This window comes from Butyrivibrio fibrisolvens, from assembly GCF_037113525.1.
In the GTDB taxonomy this organism is placed as follows: domain Bacteria; phylum Bacillota; class Clostridia; order Lachnospirales; family Lachnospiraceae; genus Butyrivibrio; species Butyrivibrio fibrisolvens.
The window spans coordinates 2,308,724-2,326,245 of the sequence record NZ_CP146963.1; the positions used below are offsets into that span (position 1 = coordinate 2,308,724).

General features: G+C 38.5%; 13 protein-coding genes. 12 read left to right on the top strand and 1 reads right to left on the bottom strand.

The window, feature by feature from the left end:
* The first annotated feature begins 182 nt into the window (after positions 1-182).
* The 7 genes from WAA20_RS09600 (at position 183) to WAA20_RS09630 (ending at position 9,613) form a co-directional block, all read left to right on the top strand.
* The gene (locus WAA20_RS09600) at positions 183-1,811 is read left to right on the top strand and encodes an IS1182 family transposase (protein WP_073386038.1); all 1,629 of its coding nucleotides are present in this window, start codon (positions 183-185) and stop codon (positions 1,809-1,811) included.
* Positions 1,812-2,023: 212 nt separating this feature from the next.
* Entirely contained in the window at positions 2,024-2,884 is an 861-nt protein-coding gene (locus tag WAA20_RS09605; protein ID WP_139263838.1) for a LysR family transcriptional regulator, read from the top strand.
* Positions 2,885-2,978: 94 nt separating this feature from the next.
* On the top strand, positions 2,979-3,683 hold the full coding sequence (locus WAA20_RS09610; RefSeq protein WP_073389752.1) for a response regulator transcription factor: 705 nt from the start codon (positions 2,979-2,981) through the stop codon (positions 3,681-3,683).
* A gap of 99 nt (positions 3,684-3,782) precedes the next feature.
* The gene (locus WAA20_RS09615; protein WP_073389754.1) at positions 3,783-4,778 is read left to right on the top strand and encodes a HAMP domain-containing sensor histidine kinase; all 996 of its coding nucleotides are present in this window, start codon (positions 3,783-3,785) and stop codon (positions 4,776-4,778) included.
* Positions 4,779-5,004: 226 nt separating this feature from the next.
* Positions 5,005-5,697: an ABC transporter ATP-binding protein gene (locus WAA20_RS09620; RefSeq protein ID WP_073389755.1), complete on the top strand. Its 693-nt coding sequence runs from the start codon at positions 5,005-5,007 to the stop codon at positions 5,695-5,697.
* The gene (locus WAA20_RS09625) at positions 5,697-8,303 is read left to right on the top strand and encodes an FtsX-like permease family protein (protein WP_073389757.1); all 2,607 of its coding nucleotides are present in this window, start codon (positions 5,697-5,699) and stop codon (positions 8,301-8,303) included. The genes WAA20_RS09620 and WAA20_RS09625 overlap by 1 nt, the downstream gene beginning before the upstream one ends.
* 194 nt (positions 8,304-8,497) lie before the next feature.
* Complete coding sequence (locus WAA20_RS09630) at positions 8,498-9,613, top strand: GTP-binding protein (protein WP_073389758.1); 1,116 nt, start codon at positions 8,498-8,500, stop codon at positions 9,611-9,613.
* A 126-nt stretch (positions 9,614-9,739) separates the two neighbouring features.
* On the opposite strand, the gene WAA20_RS09635 is transcribed toward WAA20_RS09630, so the two are convergent.
* Positions 9,740-11,515: a diguanylate cyclase gene (locus WAA20_RS09635; protein WP_073389760.1), complete on the bottom strand. Its 1,776-nt coding sequence runs from the start codon at positions 11,513-11,515 to the stop codon at positions 9,740-9,742.
* Between the two features lie 238 nt (positions 11,516-11,753).
* On the opposite strand from WAA20_RS09635, the gene WAA20_RS09640 reads away from it, so the two are divergent.
* The 5 genes from WAA20_RS09640 (at position 11,754) to WAA20_RS09660 (ending at position 17,521) form a co-directional block, all read left to right on the top strand.
* Positions 11,754-12,668, top strand: coding sequence for an AEC family transporter (locus tag WAA20_RS09640; protein ID WP_081373951.1), 915 nt, complete (start codon positions 11,754-11,756; stop codon positions 12,666-12,668).
* A gap of 14 nt (positions 12,669-12,682) precedes the next feature.
* Positions 12,683-13,339 carry a GntR family transcriptional regulator gene (locus tag WAA20_RS09645; RefSeq protein ID WP_073389763.1) on the top strand — a complete coding sequence of 219 codons (657 nt, stop codon included), beginning with the start codon at positions 12,683-12,685 and terminating at the stop codon, positions 13,337-13,339.
* A 160-nt stretch (positions 13,340-13,499) separates the two neighbouring features.
* Entirely contained in the window at positions 13,500-15,155 is a 1,656-nt protein-coding gene (locus WAA20_RS09650) for a M20/M25/M40 family metallo-hydrolase (protein ID WP_073389764.1), read from the top strand.
* A 40-nt stretch (positions 15,156-15,195) separates the two neighbouring features.
* Positions 15,196-16,473: an aspartate aminotransferase family protein gene (locus tag WAA20_RS09655; RefSeq protein ID WP_073389803.1), complete on the top strand. Its 1,278-nt coding sequence runs from the start codon at positions 15,196-15,198 to the stop codon at positions 16,471-16,473.
* A 61-nt stretch (positions 16,474-16,534) separates the two neighbouring features.
* The gene (locus tag WAA20_RS09660) at positions 16,535-17,521 is read left to right on the top strand and encodes an arginine deiminase family protein (RefSeq protein WP_073389766.1); all 987 of its coding nucleotides are present in this window, start codon (positions 16,535-16,537) and stop codon (positions 17,519-17,521) included.
* The last annotated feature ends 1 nt before the right edge of the window (position 17,522 follow it).

Sequence of the window (17,522 nt, forward strand, 5' to 3'; positions counted from 1 at the left end):
TATTTTGACTAATAGTAGAATTCATATTTTCAGATGTTTTAGAAGTTTTATAAACCCCTACTAGATAATTTTTATAAAAGAAGGGGCTGTCGCACTAAGTAATTAGTGCTCAGCTCCCTTTTTATGCCCAAAACACAAAAACCAAGCTTCGAAAAGCCTGGTTTTTGCTGTAAAATATGTTTATGCGACTAAACCAAATCTTACAAGGAGATTATACAGTATCTTCCTTGTATCATCAAATCAAACTTCCGCTAGACATAGAAATATCTATTCCATCTGATGATCCGGTACGCCTGGTTAGTGCATTTGTGGAGGAGATGAATCTTTCTGATCTTTATGAGACTTATGACAGAATCAGAAAGAGTCAGGCCTCACCGCGTCAGATGCTTAAGATTGTTATCTATGCAGCAATGAACAGAATCTATTCCAGTCGTGATATTGAATCATCCTGCAAAAGAGATATCAATTTCATGTATCTTCTTGAAGGGGCACCCGCACCCGATCATTCTACATTAGCAAGATTTATTTCCCTACATCTCTCACAATGTTCAAAGTCTGTAATGTCGCAGGTTGGAACTATACTTCTGGATCTTGGAGAGATATCAGGTGAGAATATATTTATCGATGGAACAAAGATTGAATCTGTTGCCAACAAATATACTTTTGTATGGAAAAAAGCCGTGACCAAGAACATGGCTAAACTTGCAGAGAAAATCTGTATGTTCTGTGCGGAATGCGAAGAACTCTATGATTTTAAGGTTGTATATAAAGACCAGATATCACTTCGCACTTTGAAACGATTAAGAAAGAAGCTTTACAAGATCAAAAAAGATGAGGCTATCGAGTTTGTACATGGCATTGGTAAAAGGAAAACAATGCTTCAACGCTCAATCGAAAAACTTGAAGAATATACAGAAAAGCTTAAAGAATACACAAACAAGCTTTATAAATGTGGCAGACGAAATAGCTATTCTAAAACGGATAACGATGCCACTTTCATGAGAATGAAAGAAGACGCTATGCTTAATGGTCAGCTTAAGCCTGCATACAACCTGCAGCATGGTGTTGATGCAGAATATGTAACCTGGCTCGGCATTTACCCGAATCCAACAGATACTCTTACTCTGATACCTTTCCTAAAAGATATGGAAGAACATCTTCCCTTCAAATATAAAAATATAGTTGCTGATGCCGGTTATGAAAGTGAAGAGAATTATGTTTTCATTGAAAACAACGATCAGACCGGATATATAAAACCACAGAATTATGAACTGTCAAAAACAAGAAAGTTCAAAAAAGATATCAGTAAACGAGAAAACATGGACTATGATTCTGAAACTGACAGTTATACTTGCAAGAATGGAAAAAAGCTATTAGCTGTATCCAAAAGAAAACAAAAGACAGCGACCGATTACCAACGTGAAGTAACAATATATGAGTGTGAAAGTTGCCATGAATGCCCATTCAAGAAAGACTGCATAAAAGGCAATAATTGTAAAACTCCATTTGAAGATAGGAAAAAGGTTCTTTCTGTATCAAGAAAAATGGAAGAAAAACGTGCAGAATGTCTTGAACGAATAACTAGTGATTATGGAACACAGCTACGAATGAACCGTAGCATACAAGCAGAAGGTTCGTTTGCAAACGTGAAAGAAGATATGAATTTCAGACGATACCTTTATAAAGGAAGTGAGAATGTTCTGGCACAGAGTACACTTTTGGCAATAGCTTTTGACATCAACAAACTCCACCATAAGATTATGTCCGAGCGAACCGGAACACATCTATTTGAACTGAAAAAAGTGTCATAAATTTTGAATTTTAAAATAAAAAATTTGTATCAGCGTCGATAATTCAATCGGCTTATTAAAGTACACCCAAAGATAGAGTATATAAAAAATATATAGTAAAAAAGCCGTTTTTAAGGCATGAAAAAGGGGCCTCGCCCAGATGATCAAATCATCTAGTGCGACAGCCCCTTCTTCGTTTGCTTTACTATGATTATTGTTTTATCATCATAGTTATGAATACAAAAAACTTTAAATGTTTTCAAATCGTATATGAAGAAAAAAATATAACATCTGCTGCCAACAAGCTTTTTCTTTCTCCTCAGGGACTAAGTAAGATCATAAAAGCCCTTGAAGAAGAATGCGGGACAGCTTTGTTTGTGCGCACTAAAGAGGGCCTTATCCCGACTGAAAGCGGCAAGATCTTTTATGAAAAGTCAAAAGAAGTAACTAAGAATCTGAACGAAATGTTTAGCCAGATCCAGGTTCAGGGAAGCAAGGATAAGCGCTTTAAGATAGGCTTTTCTCTTGGAACTATTCGAGTTGTTAATATCGCAAATTTAAGAAAATTCATGGAAGCTTATCCGGAGATATCCGGAAGCTGGCGTGAGAGAGTTAATGCAGAAGTCCGCCACCAGGTCGCAAATGGAGATATAGACTTTGGTATCGTTGTAGGAATCCCAAAGGATAAGGGGCTTAAGGCGGTACGTTTGTGCTCGCTTGAAGTAGTCCTTTATGTTTATAAGGGGCATAGATTATGGGACGCAGAGGAAGTAAGTCTTTCTGATCTGCGTGATGAGCAGATAATATCCATGAATGAGAATTACCATATTTATCATGATTTTGTGAATGCATGCCACATTGAAGACTTTAATCCTTCGATAATTGCTAAGGTTGGTGAAGGTGAATCAATCTATACTCTTGTAAAGAATAAGGTTGGTATTGGAATCTCGCCGCGTTTTCTTAAGGAAGATGCAAGTGTAAGGGCGATAAAGATCAAGGATGCATATTCATGGGATATATACGGCATCTATCGTGAAGAGTCGCCTGACATTGAACTTGCGCAGAAGCTTATACAGGCTATTAGCGAGGCGTGAGAGAGAAAAATACCTTTGCAGATAAAAAGTTATTGTTAAAGTGTTTTTTATATCTGTGAAGGTATAAGTGTTAATTTTGAAGGAGTAGTTGGTCATGCGTGTTTTTTTGCTTGAAGATGATAGTGCTATAAGCATGGGACTTAAGTATTCGCTTGAAAAAGAAGGGTATGAAGTAACACATTGTGAGAATGTGAAAGATGCTGAAGCTCAGTTTAAGAGCGGGTATTACGATATATGTATTCTGGATATTAATCTTCCGGATGGTAATGGATATGATGTTTGCAAGTTCATAAAAGCCAAGGAAGATGTACCGGTTATATTCTTAACGGCTAGTGATGCTGAGGTTAATGTTGTCATGGGGCTTGAGATGGGGGCTGATGATTATATCTGTAAGCCCTTCAGGATCAATGAACTTATGGCAAGGATTAAGACGGTATTAAGACGCTCTGGCAAAAGAGGCGCTGGAGAAGCTACGTCAGATGCTGCTATAGAGAAACTTTCAAACGTTAATATCTATACAAATGAAGCTAAAGTTACGGTTACGGGCGATGATGGGAAAGAGACGGCTATTGAGCTTACAGCACTTGAATACAGGCTCCTTCTGACTTTCTGTAATAACAGGGGCGTTGTACTTTCCAGGAATCAGCTGCTTCAGGATATGTGGGATGTTAGCGGGGATTTTGTAAATGACAATACGCTGACTGTTTATATCAAAAGGCTTCGAGACAAGATTGAAAAAGATCCGTCTGATCCGCAGATTATCAAGACAGTTAGAGGATTGGGGTATATAGTTAACTAAATGCGATTATCTGGAATTTTAGAATGTATATTTTTGATATGAAAGATTCCAGAGATATTATCACTTTTTTATTAAGAAAAAGACTTGTGGCGAGGAGTCATGAACAATAAAGAATTTAGAAACATGATACTTATAGGAGCCGCAGTTACCATTTTATTGGCGTTAGGCGGATTTGTACTTAGTGGGAAAATGGCAGGAATACTGTGCCTTATTACAGGTATCGTTATTCTTGCTGCTTTTTATTTCTATACTAATAAAAGATATAAAAAGATTGAAGGTATAAATGATTATCTTGTAAAGGTACTTGCAGGGAACAATACGCCTGATATTCTGGAGCAGGAGGAAGGCGAGCTGTCGATTCTTGCCAACAATATCTATAAGGCAGCATCAACCTTAAAGTATCAGAACGAGCTTCTTTCTGATGATAAAAAGCAGCTGGCATCGGCTATTGCTGATATAAGTCATCAGCTTAAGACACCGCTAACATCTATGATGGTGATGAATGATCTTTTGACTAATGAAGATGATCCTGATAAGCGGCTTGAATTTCTAAGGACTCAGTCGGCTCAGCTTTCGAGGATGAACTGGCTTATTCAGACGCTTCTTAAGCTTTCAAAGCTTGATGCAGGAACGACCGAGCTAAAGCGCGAAGAAGTTACGTGTAAAGATCTTTTGGAGGAAGTGATAAAGCCTTTTGAGATTCAGTTTGAGCTTCGAAACATTACTTATACAAATGATATATCTGATATTAAACTAAACTGTGATAAAAACTGGACTGTAGAAGCTTTACAAAATATTGTAAAGAACTGCATCGAGCATATGGATGAAGGCGGAGAGCTTAAAGTAGATACTTTAGATACAGCTATCTTTACTCAGATAACGATCAGTGATACCGGTTGCGGAATTGCCAAAGAGGATATTCCCCATATATTTGAGCGATTTTATAAGGGAAAAAATGCCGGCAAAGACAGCGTTGGTATTGGACTAGCGCTTTCTAATGCTATTATCACCGGTCAGCATGGAGAGATATTAGTAGAAAGTATAGAAGGGGTAGGAACGAGCTTTTTTATTAAATTCTATAAAACAATTATTTAAAAAAATGCCCAACGCTTCGTCGCTGGGCATTTTACATGATTCGTCTTCGGAAGAGAGCTGCATATAAAGTTGCTGCGGATTTCGTGAGATGACGAATGGTATTATAATATCATTTGTATTGTGACAAAACTGTAATAAAAGAGTCACTTGATTGTAAGATGAGTATTATAACCTATTCTCAGAACAAAAAATACTCATTTGATTTGAGAAGGGAGACATATAGAAAATGAAAATACTTGAAATCAAAAACCTTTGTAAAGTATATGGAAGCGGCGATACAAGAGTTGATGCCCTTAAGAATATTTCTTTTGATATAGAGCAGGGCGAATTTATTGCGATCATCGGTCCTTCAGGCTCTGGCAAATCAACGCTCCTTCATATCCTGGGCGGTGTTGATACTCCAACTTCAGGGGAAGTCAATATATCAGGAACTGATATCAGTAAGCTTGATGAAACAAAGCTTGCAATCTTCAGACGCAGACACATCGGTCTCATCTATCAGTTCTACAATCTGATTCCGATCCTGAATGTAGAAGAGAATATGACACTTCCAATCCTGCTTGATGGCAAAAAGCCTGATAAAGCACTTTTAAGAGATCTTGTTAATAAGCTTGGACTTAAAGAAAGGGTTACACATCTTCCAAACCAGCTTTCAGGCGGTCAGCAGCAAAGGGTATCAATTGGCAGAGCTCTTATGAATCATCCATCACTTCTTCTTGCAGACGAGCCTACAGGTAACCTTGATTCTGAAAACAGCAAAGAGATCCTTTCACTTCTTAGAAAGTTTAATAAAGAAAACAAGCAGACAGTCATCATCATCACTCATGACGAACGAATAGCTCTTTCAGCAGACAGAGTCATCACAATTGAAGATGGCAGGATCACTAAGGACTCCGGCAGAAAGGAGCTTAGCGCGTAATGAATATAATAACTAAACTTACCATAAGACACCTTCTTGAAAATAAGAAGCGTACGATCGTTACGATTCTTGGAATAGTGGCTTCTACGGCACTTATAACAGCTATACTTGTTGGCGTATTTTCTTTTTTCAGATTCATTGGAGAAATAAATAAGGCTACAGATGGTAATGTACATGCATTTTATGACAAATTGTCATGGGAAGATGTAGAGGCGCTTAAAACTGATGACAGGATTGAGATTGCGGGCGTAAATTATCAAGATCCTACGATATCAGGCGTCAGGATGTTCACTGAAAAGGAGATGCGCTATAGAGTTGGTAACGCATTTACTGGCGACTACGATATATACAGACAGCTTGTTAACTGCGATTATGAAGGAACGCTTCCTCAGAAAGCTGATGAGATCGCGGTTGAAGAGCAGTTCCTTAAGGATAATGGACTTGATATTAAAGTCGGCGATACACTTACCTTTGAACTTGGTAACAGATATGAGTATCAGGCAGACGGAACAATAGTTTACTATGGCGGAAGCTACAGATCTGAGGAAGAGTTCGAGGCTATATCTACTGAAACATGCACAGTGACTGCGATTCTTCATGGTAACAGACCTACTAAGGATTTTGATATCCTTAGGATCATTGAAAACGGAGCTCCTATTTCCTGTAATGAAGAAGGCGAATCTTACCTGACGTGCCGCATTACGTTAAAAAAGGCTGATTATACTTCTACGGTTCAGATCAAAGAAATTGCAAAAGAATATAACGTTCATATTGGAAGCCTTAACTATGAATACCTCATCAGCGTCTTGGCAGTTCAGGGAATGGGTGACTCTTATATGCAGTTATTCCGTCTTATGGGAATTGCTCTTCTTATAGTTATGGCTACATCTGTAGTCCTTATCTATAACGCTTTTGGAATGTCCCTCACAGAGAAAATAAGATATCTTGGAATGCTTGCAAGTGTTGGCGCAACAAGGGCTCAGAAGAGAGCTTCAATCTATTTTGAAGGATTGGTACTTGGCTTTATAGGAATTCCTCTCGGTATTCTGGTAGGTATAGGCGGTGCCGGAGTTACTCTTGCAGTACTTGGAAAAAAACTCCTTGAATCTGATATTATCGTTGGCGCAGAGGGCATGAGAGGAACAGTTCCTGTTATTATAAGTCCTTTGGTTATTGTGATCATTGTCGTTTTGTCAGCGATAACAATATTTGTTTCATCACTTGTTCCGGCGCATAAAGCATCAAAGATAATGCCACTTGATGCCCTTCGTCAGACCAATACTGTAAAGATCAGAGCAAGAAGACTTAGAACAAATCCGCTTATCAAGAAGATCTTTGGCTATGAAGGAGAGCTTGCATATAAGAATATCAAACGAAATGGTTTAAAAGGAACTATTATTGTCTTTTCCCTTGCTATGTCAATAATATTGTTCCTTACTATCAACTATTTCGATAAGACATTTAATAAGGTCAATCAATACGATTTAAACCTTCCTTTTGATATATATGTAACCTGCGCTCCTGGTGAAACAGATAAGCTCAAAGAAGAGCTCGAAGCCCTTCCTGAAGTAGACAGGATCGTATCTGCAGACTATATAACTTTTATGTTTAAAGAAAAGCAAAAGGCTACTGATCATGAACCAGCAAATAGGAGTTTTTTGGATAGCAGATGTCTTACAGAGGATTATAAGGCCTTGTTTGATGATATTGGTTCAGTCAACGTAGTATGCGTTGATGATGGTGATTTTAACGAGCTTTTAAACGACAATGGAATTAGTATAGAGGAATACTATGACGGGCAGTTAAAAGGCGTTATCCTTGACAGCTACCATCTTGAAAAGAACGGAAAGTCTGTTTTTAATGATAAGATAATAGGTCAAAAGCTCTTTTATGATGATCCTGCAAATAACCCTCCTGCAGTAGAAGTAGCAGGTATCGTACCTTATGATGCAGATAACTACCTCTTTAAACTTGTTCCAAAGAATACTGTAAATATTTATGTACCTGCTTCAATGTACTTTGAAAAGGCTGCTGAAAATATCGACAGATATAAGCTGAGCGTAACTTTCGGAGTATTCCAGACAACAGACGATGCAGACGCGCTATATGAAAAGATCAGTGATCTTACAACTTACAGCGGCTATAAAAACTGCGTTGTTCAAAATCTGTCCACATCAAAAGCGGCTATGTCTACAGTATCACTTATGCTTAATACAGCAATGTACGGCTTTACGATCCTTCTGACCCTCATCGCCGTTGCCAATATCGTAAATACAATCTCAACAGCAATACACATGAGAAGGCAGGAATTTGCGATGTATAAGTCAGTAGGAATGGAACAAAAAGGGATCAAGAAAATGCTCCTTCTTGAGACTATTCTGTACGGTATCAGAGCTCTTATTATTGGTATACCTGCATCGATCCTTCTTAGCTATGCGATGTTTAATGCGATTGAGAATAAGGTTTATGCATTTGAGCTTAATTATCCTATGTACTTTATAATTGTTTTAGCGGTATTTGGCATCGTTGGATTTAGTATGCTTTTAAGTGCAAGCAAAATCAAAGATGACAATATCATTGAGGCACTTAAGTGTGATGTAATTTAATTGGCACATAGGAGTACATCCATGTACTCCTGGACATGTGCTTAATACATCCTGTATCCGATGAAAGCGTCTAGGGGATGGCGGCTTATAAACTGCCATCCCTACCTTTTTGCGATAATGAGGCGCCTTTTGACAACTGGCGGAGCCTACATTATAATGGCGAAAGCGTAAATGCTTTTGCTTGGAGGTAGTGTATGTCTAAAAGAGAAGTTCCGGTTGTGCTTATTACAGGTTATCTTGGCTCAGGGAAGACAACGCTTATGCAGCATCTTCTGACTCAGGAAGACAGAAAGATAGCCCTTATTGTTAACGATATGGGCAGCGTTAATATAGATGCATCTATACTGGGAAAGACCAAGAATCAGGTTGCTCAGATAGAAATGGTTGAAATGCAGAATGGATGCATATGCTGTACCTTAAAAGATGAGTTCATGGAAGAAATCGAAAGACTTGCAGCTGATGACAGTATTGAAGCAATATTCGTTGAAGCATCAGGTATCAGTGAACCATCATCTATTGCAGGTGCTTTCGTTAACTATGAAGAAGAGACTGATACAAGAGTTTTCCTCAAAACCGTTGTTTCAGTTGTTGATGTAGATAGGATGTACAAAGAGTTCCTTAATGAGCTTTCTGATGAAGAGGATACCGGGGAAGGCGATATCATCAACCTTATTATTGATCAGATAGAATTTTGTAATGTACTGCTCCTTAATAAGACAGATCTTCTTACACAAGATGAGCTTAAAGAAGTCAAAGACGAGCTTCGAGGCCTTCAGCGTGAAGCTTTGATGATACCGTGCGTTAATGGTCAGGTAGACCTGGACATTCTTCTTAATAGCGAAGATTTTGATTATGAAGAGGTTCTTGCATCAAGCAGTGTACAAAGAGCGCTTAACGAGGGCGTTACGGATGATGATAAAGCCTGCGTTGATGAATACGGTATTACTTCTTTTGTGTATGAGAAAAAGGAGCCATTCAACAGGAAAGCTTTTGAAAGGCTTGTTGATGAGTATCCAAGGACTATCATCCGTACCAAAGGCTATATCTGGTTTTCGGACGATCCAGACCGTATCCAGCTCTTCGAACAGGCAGGAAGAAACGCTTCTATCACAAAGATGACAGAGTGGGTGTCAGCTTGGCCCAAGAACGAACTTGATGCTATATTAAAAGAATATCCCGATATCTGCGATGACTGGGACGAAAAGTATGGTGATCGATTGAATCAGATTGTTATTATTGGTAAAGGTTATAAAAAAGCGGATTTTGTAAAGCTTCTAAATGATTGCATTGACGAGGACTTTGATTTTTAATGCCAAAGTTAGCGATGTACAGTTTATGGATGTGCCTGAAAGTAAGATGGTCACTGGAATAGACACGACCAGCCTCAGGAATCCTCGATACATGAAACGTTTATATTACGAGATTTATCCTGTGGCTTACATTTTGTAGACTACTTTGTTGCGGCCTGTTTCTTTGGCTTCGTATAAAGCTTCGTCAACTTTTTTAAAGACATCTTTATGGCTCTTATTGGTGCCATTTACAATAGTGACACCGATACTTGCAGTAACTTTAGGAACAGGCAAAAAGTCTGATGATTCAATTTGTCTTCTCAGATTTTCTGCAAATGCCATAGCTTCCTGCTTGTTTACATTCTCAATGATACAGACGAATTCTTCGCCGCCCCAACGGCACAGATATGAGTTTTCAGGAAGAATTTCACTTATATATTTAACGATCTTCTTTAGAACCAAGTCGCCTATGTCATGCCCATAAGTGTCGTTTACTTTCTTAAAATGGTCAATATCAATAAGGAATAGTCCTGAAGTAAAGTCAGAATCCTTTTTTTTCAGAAGTTCATTGTAAAGCTCATTGAACGTCGCTCTGTTATAAATGCCTGTAAGCTCATCATGGCTTGCAGTATAAGATAACTGGAGAACGTTTACTCTAAGGTCATCTGTTGTCTTTTCAAGAAGATTGATCATTCTTTCCATCAGAGGGATTGCTTCAGTCTCGTCAGTTGGTTCAAGGTCTTTATCAACATAGGGCGTTACACCTGAAAGAGCAGCATCACCTTCTCTGAATCCTATGGCTATAAGGGTTCCGTTCAAAAGGCCGGCGCCGATATCGCTATAAAGGAATTCTCCGTAGCCGCCTGTAAAGGCGCAATTAGCACATACATTTTTATAATAAAGAAATTCTCTGTCAGCAAGCAGATCTCCCATGAAATTTCTTCTGGTCACGCAGGAATAGATAAGGATTGCCTGGGGATTGAATTCAATAAGTTCATTAGCGCCTTTTAAAGACTCAGAAAGTAGATATTTCTTTCTGGCATAGGCAAAACTGGCTCTTGTGCCTTCGGGAATAGGCATGGTGTATTTTACCGCACCGTTTATACAATAAAGTGCAACTCTTCCTACAAGCTCATCATTTTGTAAAAAGAGGATAGGGAAGGCTGCTGAATTGTCGTAGAAAAACTTATTCTCTGACACGCCAAGGTACTCCTTATATATTTCTATAGCAGGCTTTCCATCTATTTCTTTTACCAATCCGTCTTTTGAGCTTTTGGTAATCGTAAATTCTTTGCCAAGAGGCCTCCATCCAAGGCTGTGTTTGGCTTCTATATGGAGATCATCACCGCAAAAGGCAACTGCGACTATACCTCTGTAATATATTTTCTGGTCAAAATAAACCATGGAACGGTCGTTAGTAATATCCTGAGTGCCGGCCATTGCGCCAAAGATCGGGATGTTGGGGTAAACTTCTAAAATAGCATTTGCAAAATCATCAGAAAAAAGAGTTGTATCAGATGACATGATGAGTACGCCCTTGACGTCCTTACGTCCGTCAAGAAGCTTCACAAAATCCTGTCCGCATTCAAGGGTAGTCTTTTCGTGGCAATCGTATCCGTTTGCGATCACAGTGCTGTTATCAAATAGGAGTAATGAGCAAATGCCTTTGCCGTTATAATTGATGGTGACATCATTCATTCCATTAAGAATGGAACCTTGAGATGTCATTCCATATATGATCATATCGGGGAACCATTCGGACGCTTTCTCATATCCATATTTTATGATTTCTTCTGTTCCGGATGACTCTATTACCTGAAGGACAGAAGTAGCACCCGGATTTTCATGGAGCTTTTCCCTGATATTTCTTGCGACATCTTCAATAGAAAAATCATCGTTTAAAACGTAGGTATATTGCTTCATATGATCCTGATCCTTTCGAAAATGGGATGACATAATAACGCTATTATGTTTATCGGTATGAATTGCTTTACTTTTTACTAAATATGAATTAATTTAGACAGGCTTTTTTGTGATTTAATTACATTATTTGAGATATGGCTTATTGGTACTTGAAACATCGAGTTACTGCCTTATATAATGTTCTCTAAAAGTGTGACTTTCTAAAAAGGCTTTAAATAATATAACGAGGTTAAGTGAGATGTTATTATTACAGCAAATGATAGTTCTGTTCATTTTCATGGGGATTGGCTTTTACTGCGGTAAAAAAGGATTTATCTCAGATAGCTCTGCCAAGACCCTTTCGTTTATAGTAGTTAATATAGCAAATCCTGCGATGATCCTTAATGCAGGTCTTAGTGATGAGGCTTCAATTCAGGGCAAAGAGCTTGCATTTATGTTCCTTCTGGCAATAGGTGTATTTGCTTTCCTGATACTTTTAGGATATATAATTCCGCCAATCCTTCGCGTACCTGCAGAAGATATTGGTCCATACAAGGTTATGATCATTTTCAATAACATTGGATTTATGGGATTCCCTATATTACAGGCGGCTTATGGTCCGCAGTCACTATTGTATGCGTCACTTTTCCTTTTCCCGTTTAATATCCTGATCTATACATATGGTATTGCCTGTATGAGGAAGAATAGTCAGGAAAAAGAATCTTTTGACCTGTCTAAAGCAGTGAATGTGGGAACTATAGCCTGTGCCGTATCACTTATAATATACATTTTCGGCATTCCGGTACCAGATTTTCTTAAAACTACTGCCAGTAGCTTAAGCGGCTTGACAGGACCTCTTAGCATGATGGTAATCGGACAATCCATGATCAACATGAAGGCTAAGGATATGTTTGGTGATGTGAGGCTTTTTATCTTTTCCCTTATAAAGCTTGTTGCAGTTCCGATCGTTGGCATTTTTATTTTGAAGCTCTTTATTACTGATGAGCTGATTTTGAATGTATGCTATATCATGCTGGCTACTCCTGTTGCAAGTATGGCGGCTATGCTGGCTCAGCAGTATGATGGTGATTATAAGCTTGCATCCAAGGGCGTGGCGCTTACGACGATACTTTCGGTTATTACGATTCCTTTGGTTTCGCTTTTGATATTTTGAAGAAAGGAGTAGTTATGGCAAATCTTTCACCTATTACAAAAGACACACTTTCAGATAAGGCATACAGGATAATAAAAGAGGCGATCGTTTCTAATAGTTACAAACCTGGTGATATTCTTACGGAAGAGATGCTTGCTGATCAGCTGTCGATCAGCAGAACCCCAATAAGAGATGCGCTTAAAAAGCTGCAATATGAGCATATACTTGCGCCGGGTGGTGGCAAGAAGCTTGTTGTGTCAGAGGTTTCAGAACAGGACATCGAGAATGTAACAGAAGTTCGCTCAAGTCTTGAAACTCTTGCTGTTAAGCTTCTTGAAGGAAAAATGACAGAAGAGAAAAAAGAACATCTTCAGGAACTTTCTGACAAATGCAGGAAGCTTTCAGGTGAATCTAAAAAAGGAGAGGAGCTTGAATATCTTGAAGCTGAGACTGCGTTTCATATGTACATTGCTGAATGTGCCAAGAACACATTCCTGTATGATATGATCGACAGGACAATGCTTGTAAACAAGAGATTTCATATACTTTCAGGTACTTTAAATAAATATAGCAAAAAAGCAGTTGACGAGCACGATATAATAGTGCAATATATTATAAACGATAAATACGACAAAGCAGCCGAAGCTATGAAGGCGCATATAGACAGCGCCGGTACCAGAATGCTTGTCTGAAAATAAGTTTTTAAGCAGCAATTGCAAGGGAGCAAACATTTAAATGTGTTTGCTCCCTTATTTTTTTGAAAAAAGCTGTTGACAAATTATTTGTAGATGTATACTGTATACAATATACAAAAACAGCAGAGACAGTTCAGTAGTACATGAGGGATAAGCTATGGAGACAAAAGACTTATTTACTGAAAGCTACCGAATCACAAAAGAAATGGTAGCTATACCAAGTGTAAACGGAACGTCCGGGGAAAAGGACATTGGTCTATATATCGAAAGTTATCTTCGAGACATTCCATATTTTAAAGATCATCCTGAAGAGGTTGTAGTCCAGCTTCTTAAAGGAGACAAGCTTAAGAGGCGAAATGTATTCGCTATTCTTGAAGGCAGGAGATCTAAATCCTGTAGGACTATCATACTTCATGGACATACAGATACAGTTGGAGTTGAGGACTACGGAATTCTAAAAAAGCACTGCTTTGACAGTGATTCCTTACTGGATGCACTTAAGGAAGTTCCTCTTTCTGATGAAGTAAGAAAAGACCTTGAATCAGGCCTCTATATGTTTGGTCGAGGAAGCGTTGACATGAAGAGCGGCGATGCAGTTCTGATGGCAATTGCAAATCTTATGTCAGAAAGGCTTGATGAACTTGAAGGGAATCTGATATTCGCATTTAATCCCGTTGAAGAAAACATGCATACAGGAATGATAGAAAGTCTTGATTTCTATCAAAAGATAAAAAAAGAAAGAGGATATGAATATATATTTGCAATAAACAATGACTATACATGTCCTTTATATGCAGGAGATGAGCACAACTACATCTATACAGGTGCTGTTGGAAAGCTTCTTCCAAGTTTTTACATACTTGGTAAGAGTACTCACGTAGGACAGTGTCTTGAAGGATTTGATGCTTCACTTATTGCATCAAGACTTGTTGAAAAGATAGATCTTAACACAGATTTCTGCGATGGATATGAAGGTGAGTATTCACTTCCTCCTGCAGTACTGAAGATCTCAGATCTCAAGGATTTCTACAATGTGCAGACTGCGCAGGAAGCTTTTGTATATTTCAACTATTTCGTACATGATGCAAGTATTCTGGAAGTTACAAGTAAACTGGTCACTGCTGCACATGAAGCCCTGGCTGATGTTCAGAACAGAATTAAGGAATGCTCTGAAAGCTATTACGACAAAGCGCAAATGGAATATATACCATTTGAATACGAGCCTAATGTATATGAATATAAGCAAATATATGAAATAGCTAAAGATACTTTCGACGGGAATCTTGAAGCACATATAAGATCTTTTATCTCAGGACTGGATGATAAGAAATATGATATCAGAGAAAAGATGATGCTTCTTGTAAAGGAACTGTCTCAGATAGCAAAGATAACAGCTCCTGCGATCGTATTTTTCTATACACCGCCATATTGTCCTCATAGTACTTTACATGAGGAAGTTGATAGGGAAAAAGAGCTTATCGATTCACTTGGAAAGATCCTTAAGGATGTTGAAAAAGAAGAGAATGTTGAATATAAGATGCTTCATTTCTATCCAAGCTTATCGGACAGCAGCTATATAAAAATCGATGATCCAAAAGATTCGGTTGAGGCTTTACATAAAGATTTTCCTGATATGGATTACCTTTATCCTATACCCTTTGATAAGATAGGGGGCCTTGATATTCCGGCATTTACTTTTGGAACATATGGAAAAGATGCACACAAGTGGACGGAACGAGTTCACAAGCCATATACATTTGGTGTTTTACCAAAACTGATCGAAAAAACTATTAGATATTACTTAGAGGCTTAATACGACATCACGCATTATGCTCCTTGTAAGAAAGGATATTATGAGTACATTATATGAACGTTGTCAGAAGGTTATGTCAGGAGTATCAGGAAGAGCAACAAAGCTTGGAGTAGTTGATTCGGACGGTGCTTATCTTTATACAGAAGATGGAAGAAAGGTGCTTGATTTTGCAAGCGGTGTTGCTGTTAATAATATCGGTGCTAAAAATGAAGAAGTCGTAGATGCCATCAAAGCTGAACTTGATCATATGATCCATGTAGGCCACAACGTTGTTTACTATAAGTCATACGTAGAACTTGCAGAAAAGCTTGTAGAAAAAACAGGTGGTGACACTAAAGTATATTTTAGTAATTCAGGTGCTGAAGCTAATGAAGGTGCCATAAAGCTTGCAAAGTATTATACAAAGCGCCCCGGAATAATTGCTTTCAAGAATTCTTTCCACGGAAGAACAATTGGCTGTATATCAATAACAGGATCAAATTCAGCTTACAGAAAGTATTATGAACCACTTATACCAGGAATTTACTGGGCTGATTACTGCGATGCATATCATCATCCGGAAGGACTTGAAAGTGAAAACGGAAAGCTAAAATGCCTTGCTCAGTTTGATGAGATATTTGAAAAGCTTATAGCTCCTGAGATGGTAGCAGCGATAATCGTAGAACCTGTTCAGGGTGAAGGCGGTTACATAGTTCCTGATAAGCGTTTCCTTGAAGGACTTAGACAGATATGTGACAAGCATGGAATCTTACTTATATTCGATGAGATCCAGACAGGAATTGGCAGAACCGGAGAACTCTATGCATACCAGACTTTTGGAGTTAAGCCGGATATCCTTACAAGCGCCAAAGCTCTTGGCGGTGGAATTCCTCTTTCAGCTGTAATTGCCAAAAAAGAGATCATGGATGCATGGCCTGCAGGCGCTCACGGCGGAACTTTTGGTGGTAATCCTCTTGCATGCGCAGCAGGGCTTAAGACGCTGGAGATCATAGAAAGAGATCATCTTCTTGATAACTGCAAAAAACAGGGTGCATATTTTATTGATAAACTTCATGGGCTTCAGAAAAAGTATAGCTGTATCGGAGATGTTCGTGGTTTAGGACTTATGGATGCCATAGAGATCGTAAAAGAAGACGGAACGCCTGATCCTGAAAAAACAGCTAAGATCAAGGAACTTGCTCTTGAAAAAGACCTTCTGCTTCTTACATGCGGCAGTGATCATAATGTTGTCAGATTTATAGCTCCTATAAATGTAACAGCTAAGGAAATAGACAAGTGTGTAGAAATAATTGACAGCACACTAGGATCATTTAATTGATATAAGGAAATAGGCTGATAGGTAATGAGCAGATCTAAATATGCTGCGGGAGGACGTTATAATGGCAACACTTCAGATGTATATGGATAAAAGCAGGATTGAAAACACCTTTGAATCATCTGTTTATCAGGAAGTATGGGGAGAAAGTTTTGGCGTTGATAATTCTGTTGGAAAGATAAAGAAAATACTGGTTCATTGCCCGGGAGAAGAGCTTTTGCAGCTAGAGGGCGGCAGATATGAAGAGGAAGCAGATGCGAGGATCCTTACTGATGAAAAAGGACGCATAAGAAACTACTTTAAGGACAGAGAACTTCCTAATATAGCCAAAATGAAAGAACAGCATGACAACATGACTGATATTTTAAGAAAAGAAGGCGTAGAAGTTTTTTACTTTGAAGATCCAACAAAATTTTGGACTAACCTTACATTTACAAGAGATATAGCTCTTCTTACTTCAAAAGGTGTTATCCTAAACAGATTTGCAATGTATTTCCATCAGGGAGAAACAAAGCTTGCACAAAAGTTCTTCACATCACAGGGTATACCGATAATAGGAGCTATTCAGGGAAGCGGAACAATGGAAGGCGGATCCTTCTCAATGCTGGACAGGCATACAGCAATAGTTGGAAGATCTGTAAGAGTAAATGATGAAGGAATTGAGCAGCTTCGAAGGCTTCTTTCATATCAGGATATAGAACTTATAGTTCTTGATATGCCGGCATATTATATACATCTTGATGAAGCATTTGTTCCGGTTGATAAAAACAAGGTTCTTTGCAGTACATTTATTTTACCCTTCTGGTTTTTGAAAACGCTTAAGGAAAAGGGATACGAGATCATAGAAGCAGACAGGGATGATCCGATGCTTACAAATAACTGCCTTGCTATAGCTCCGGGAAAAGTTCTTTTTCCAGAAATTGGTGTAAGGACAAGGAAAAATCTTGAAAAAGCAGGAGTTGAAGTACTTCCTGTTGATGTGTCAGAGATCAACAAGCTTGGGGGCGGTATTCACTGCGCAACGCTTCCACTTTGGAGAGAAAGCATATAAG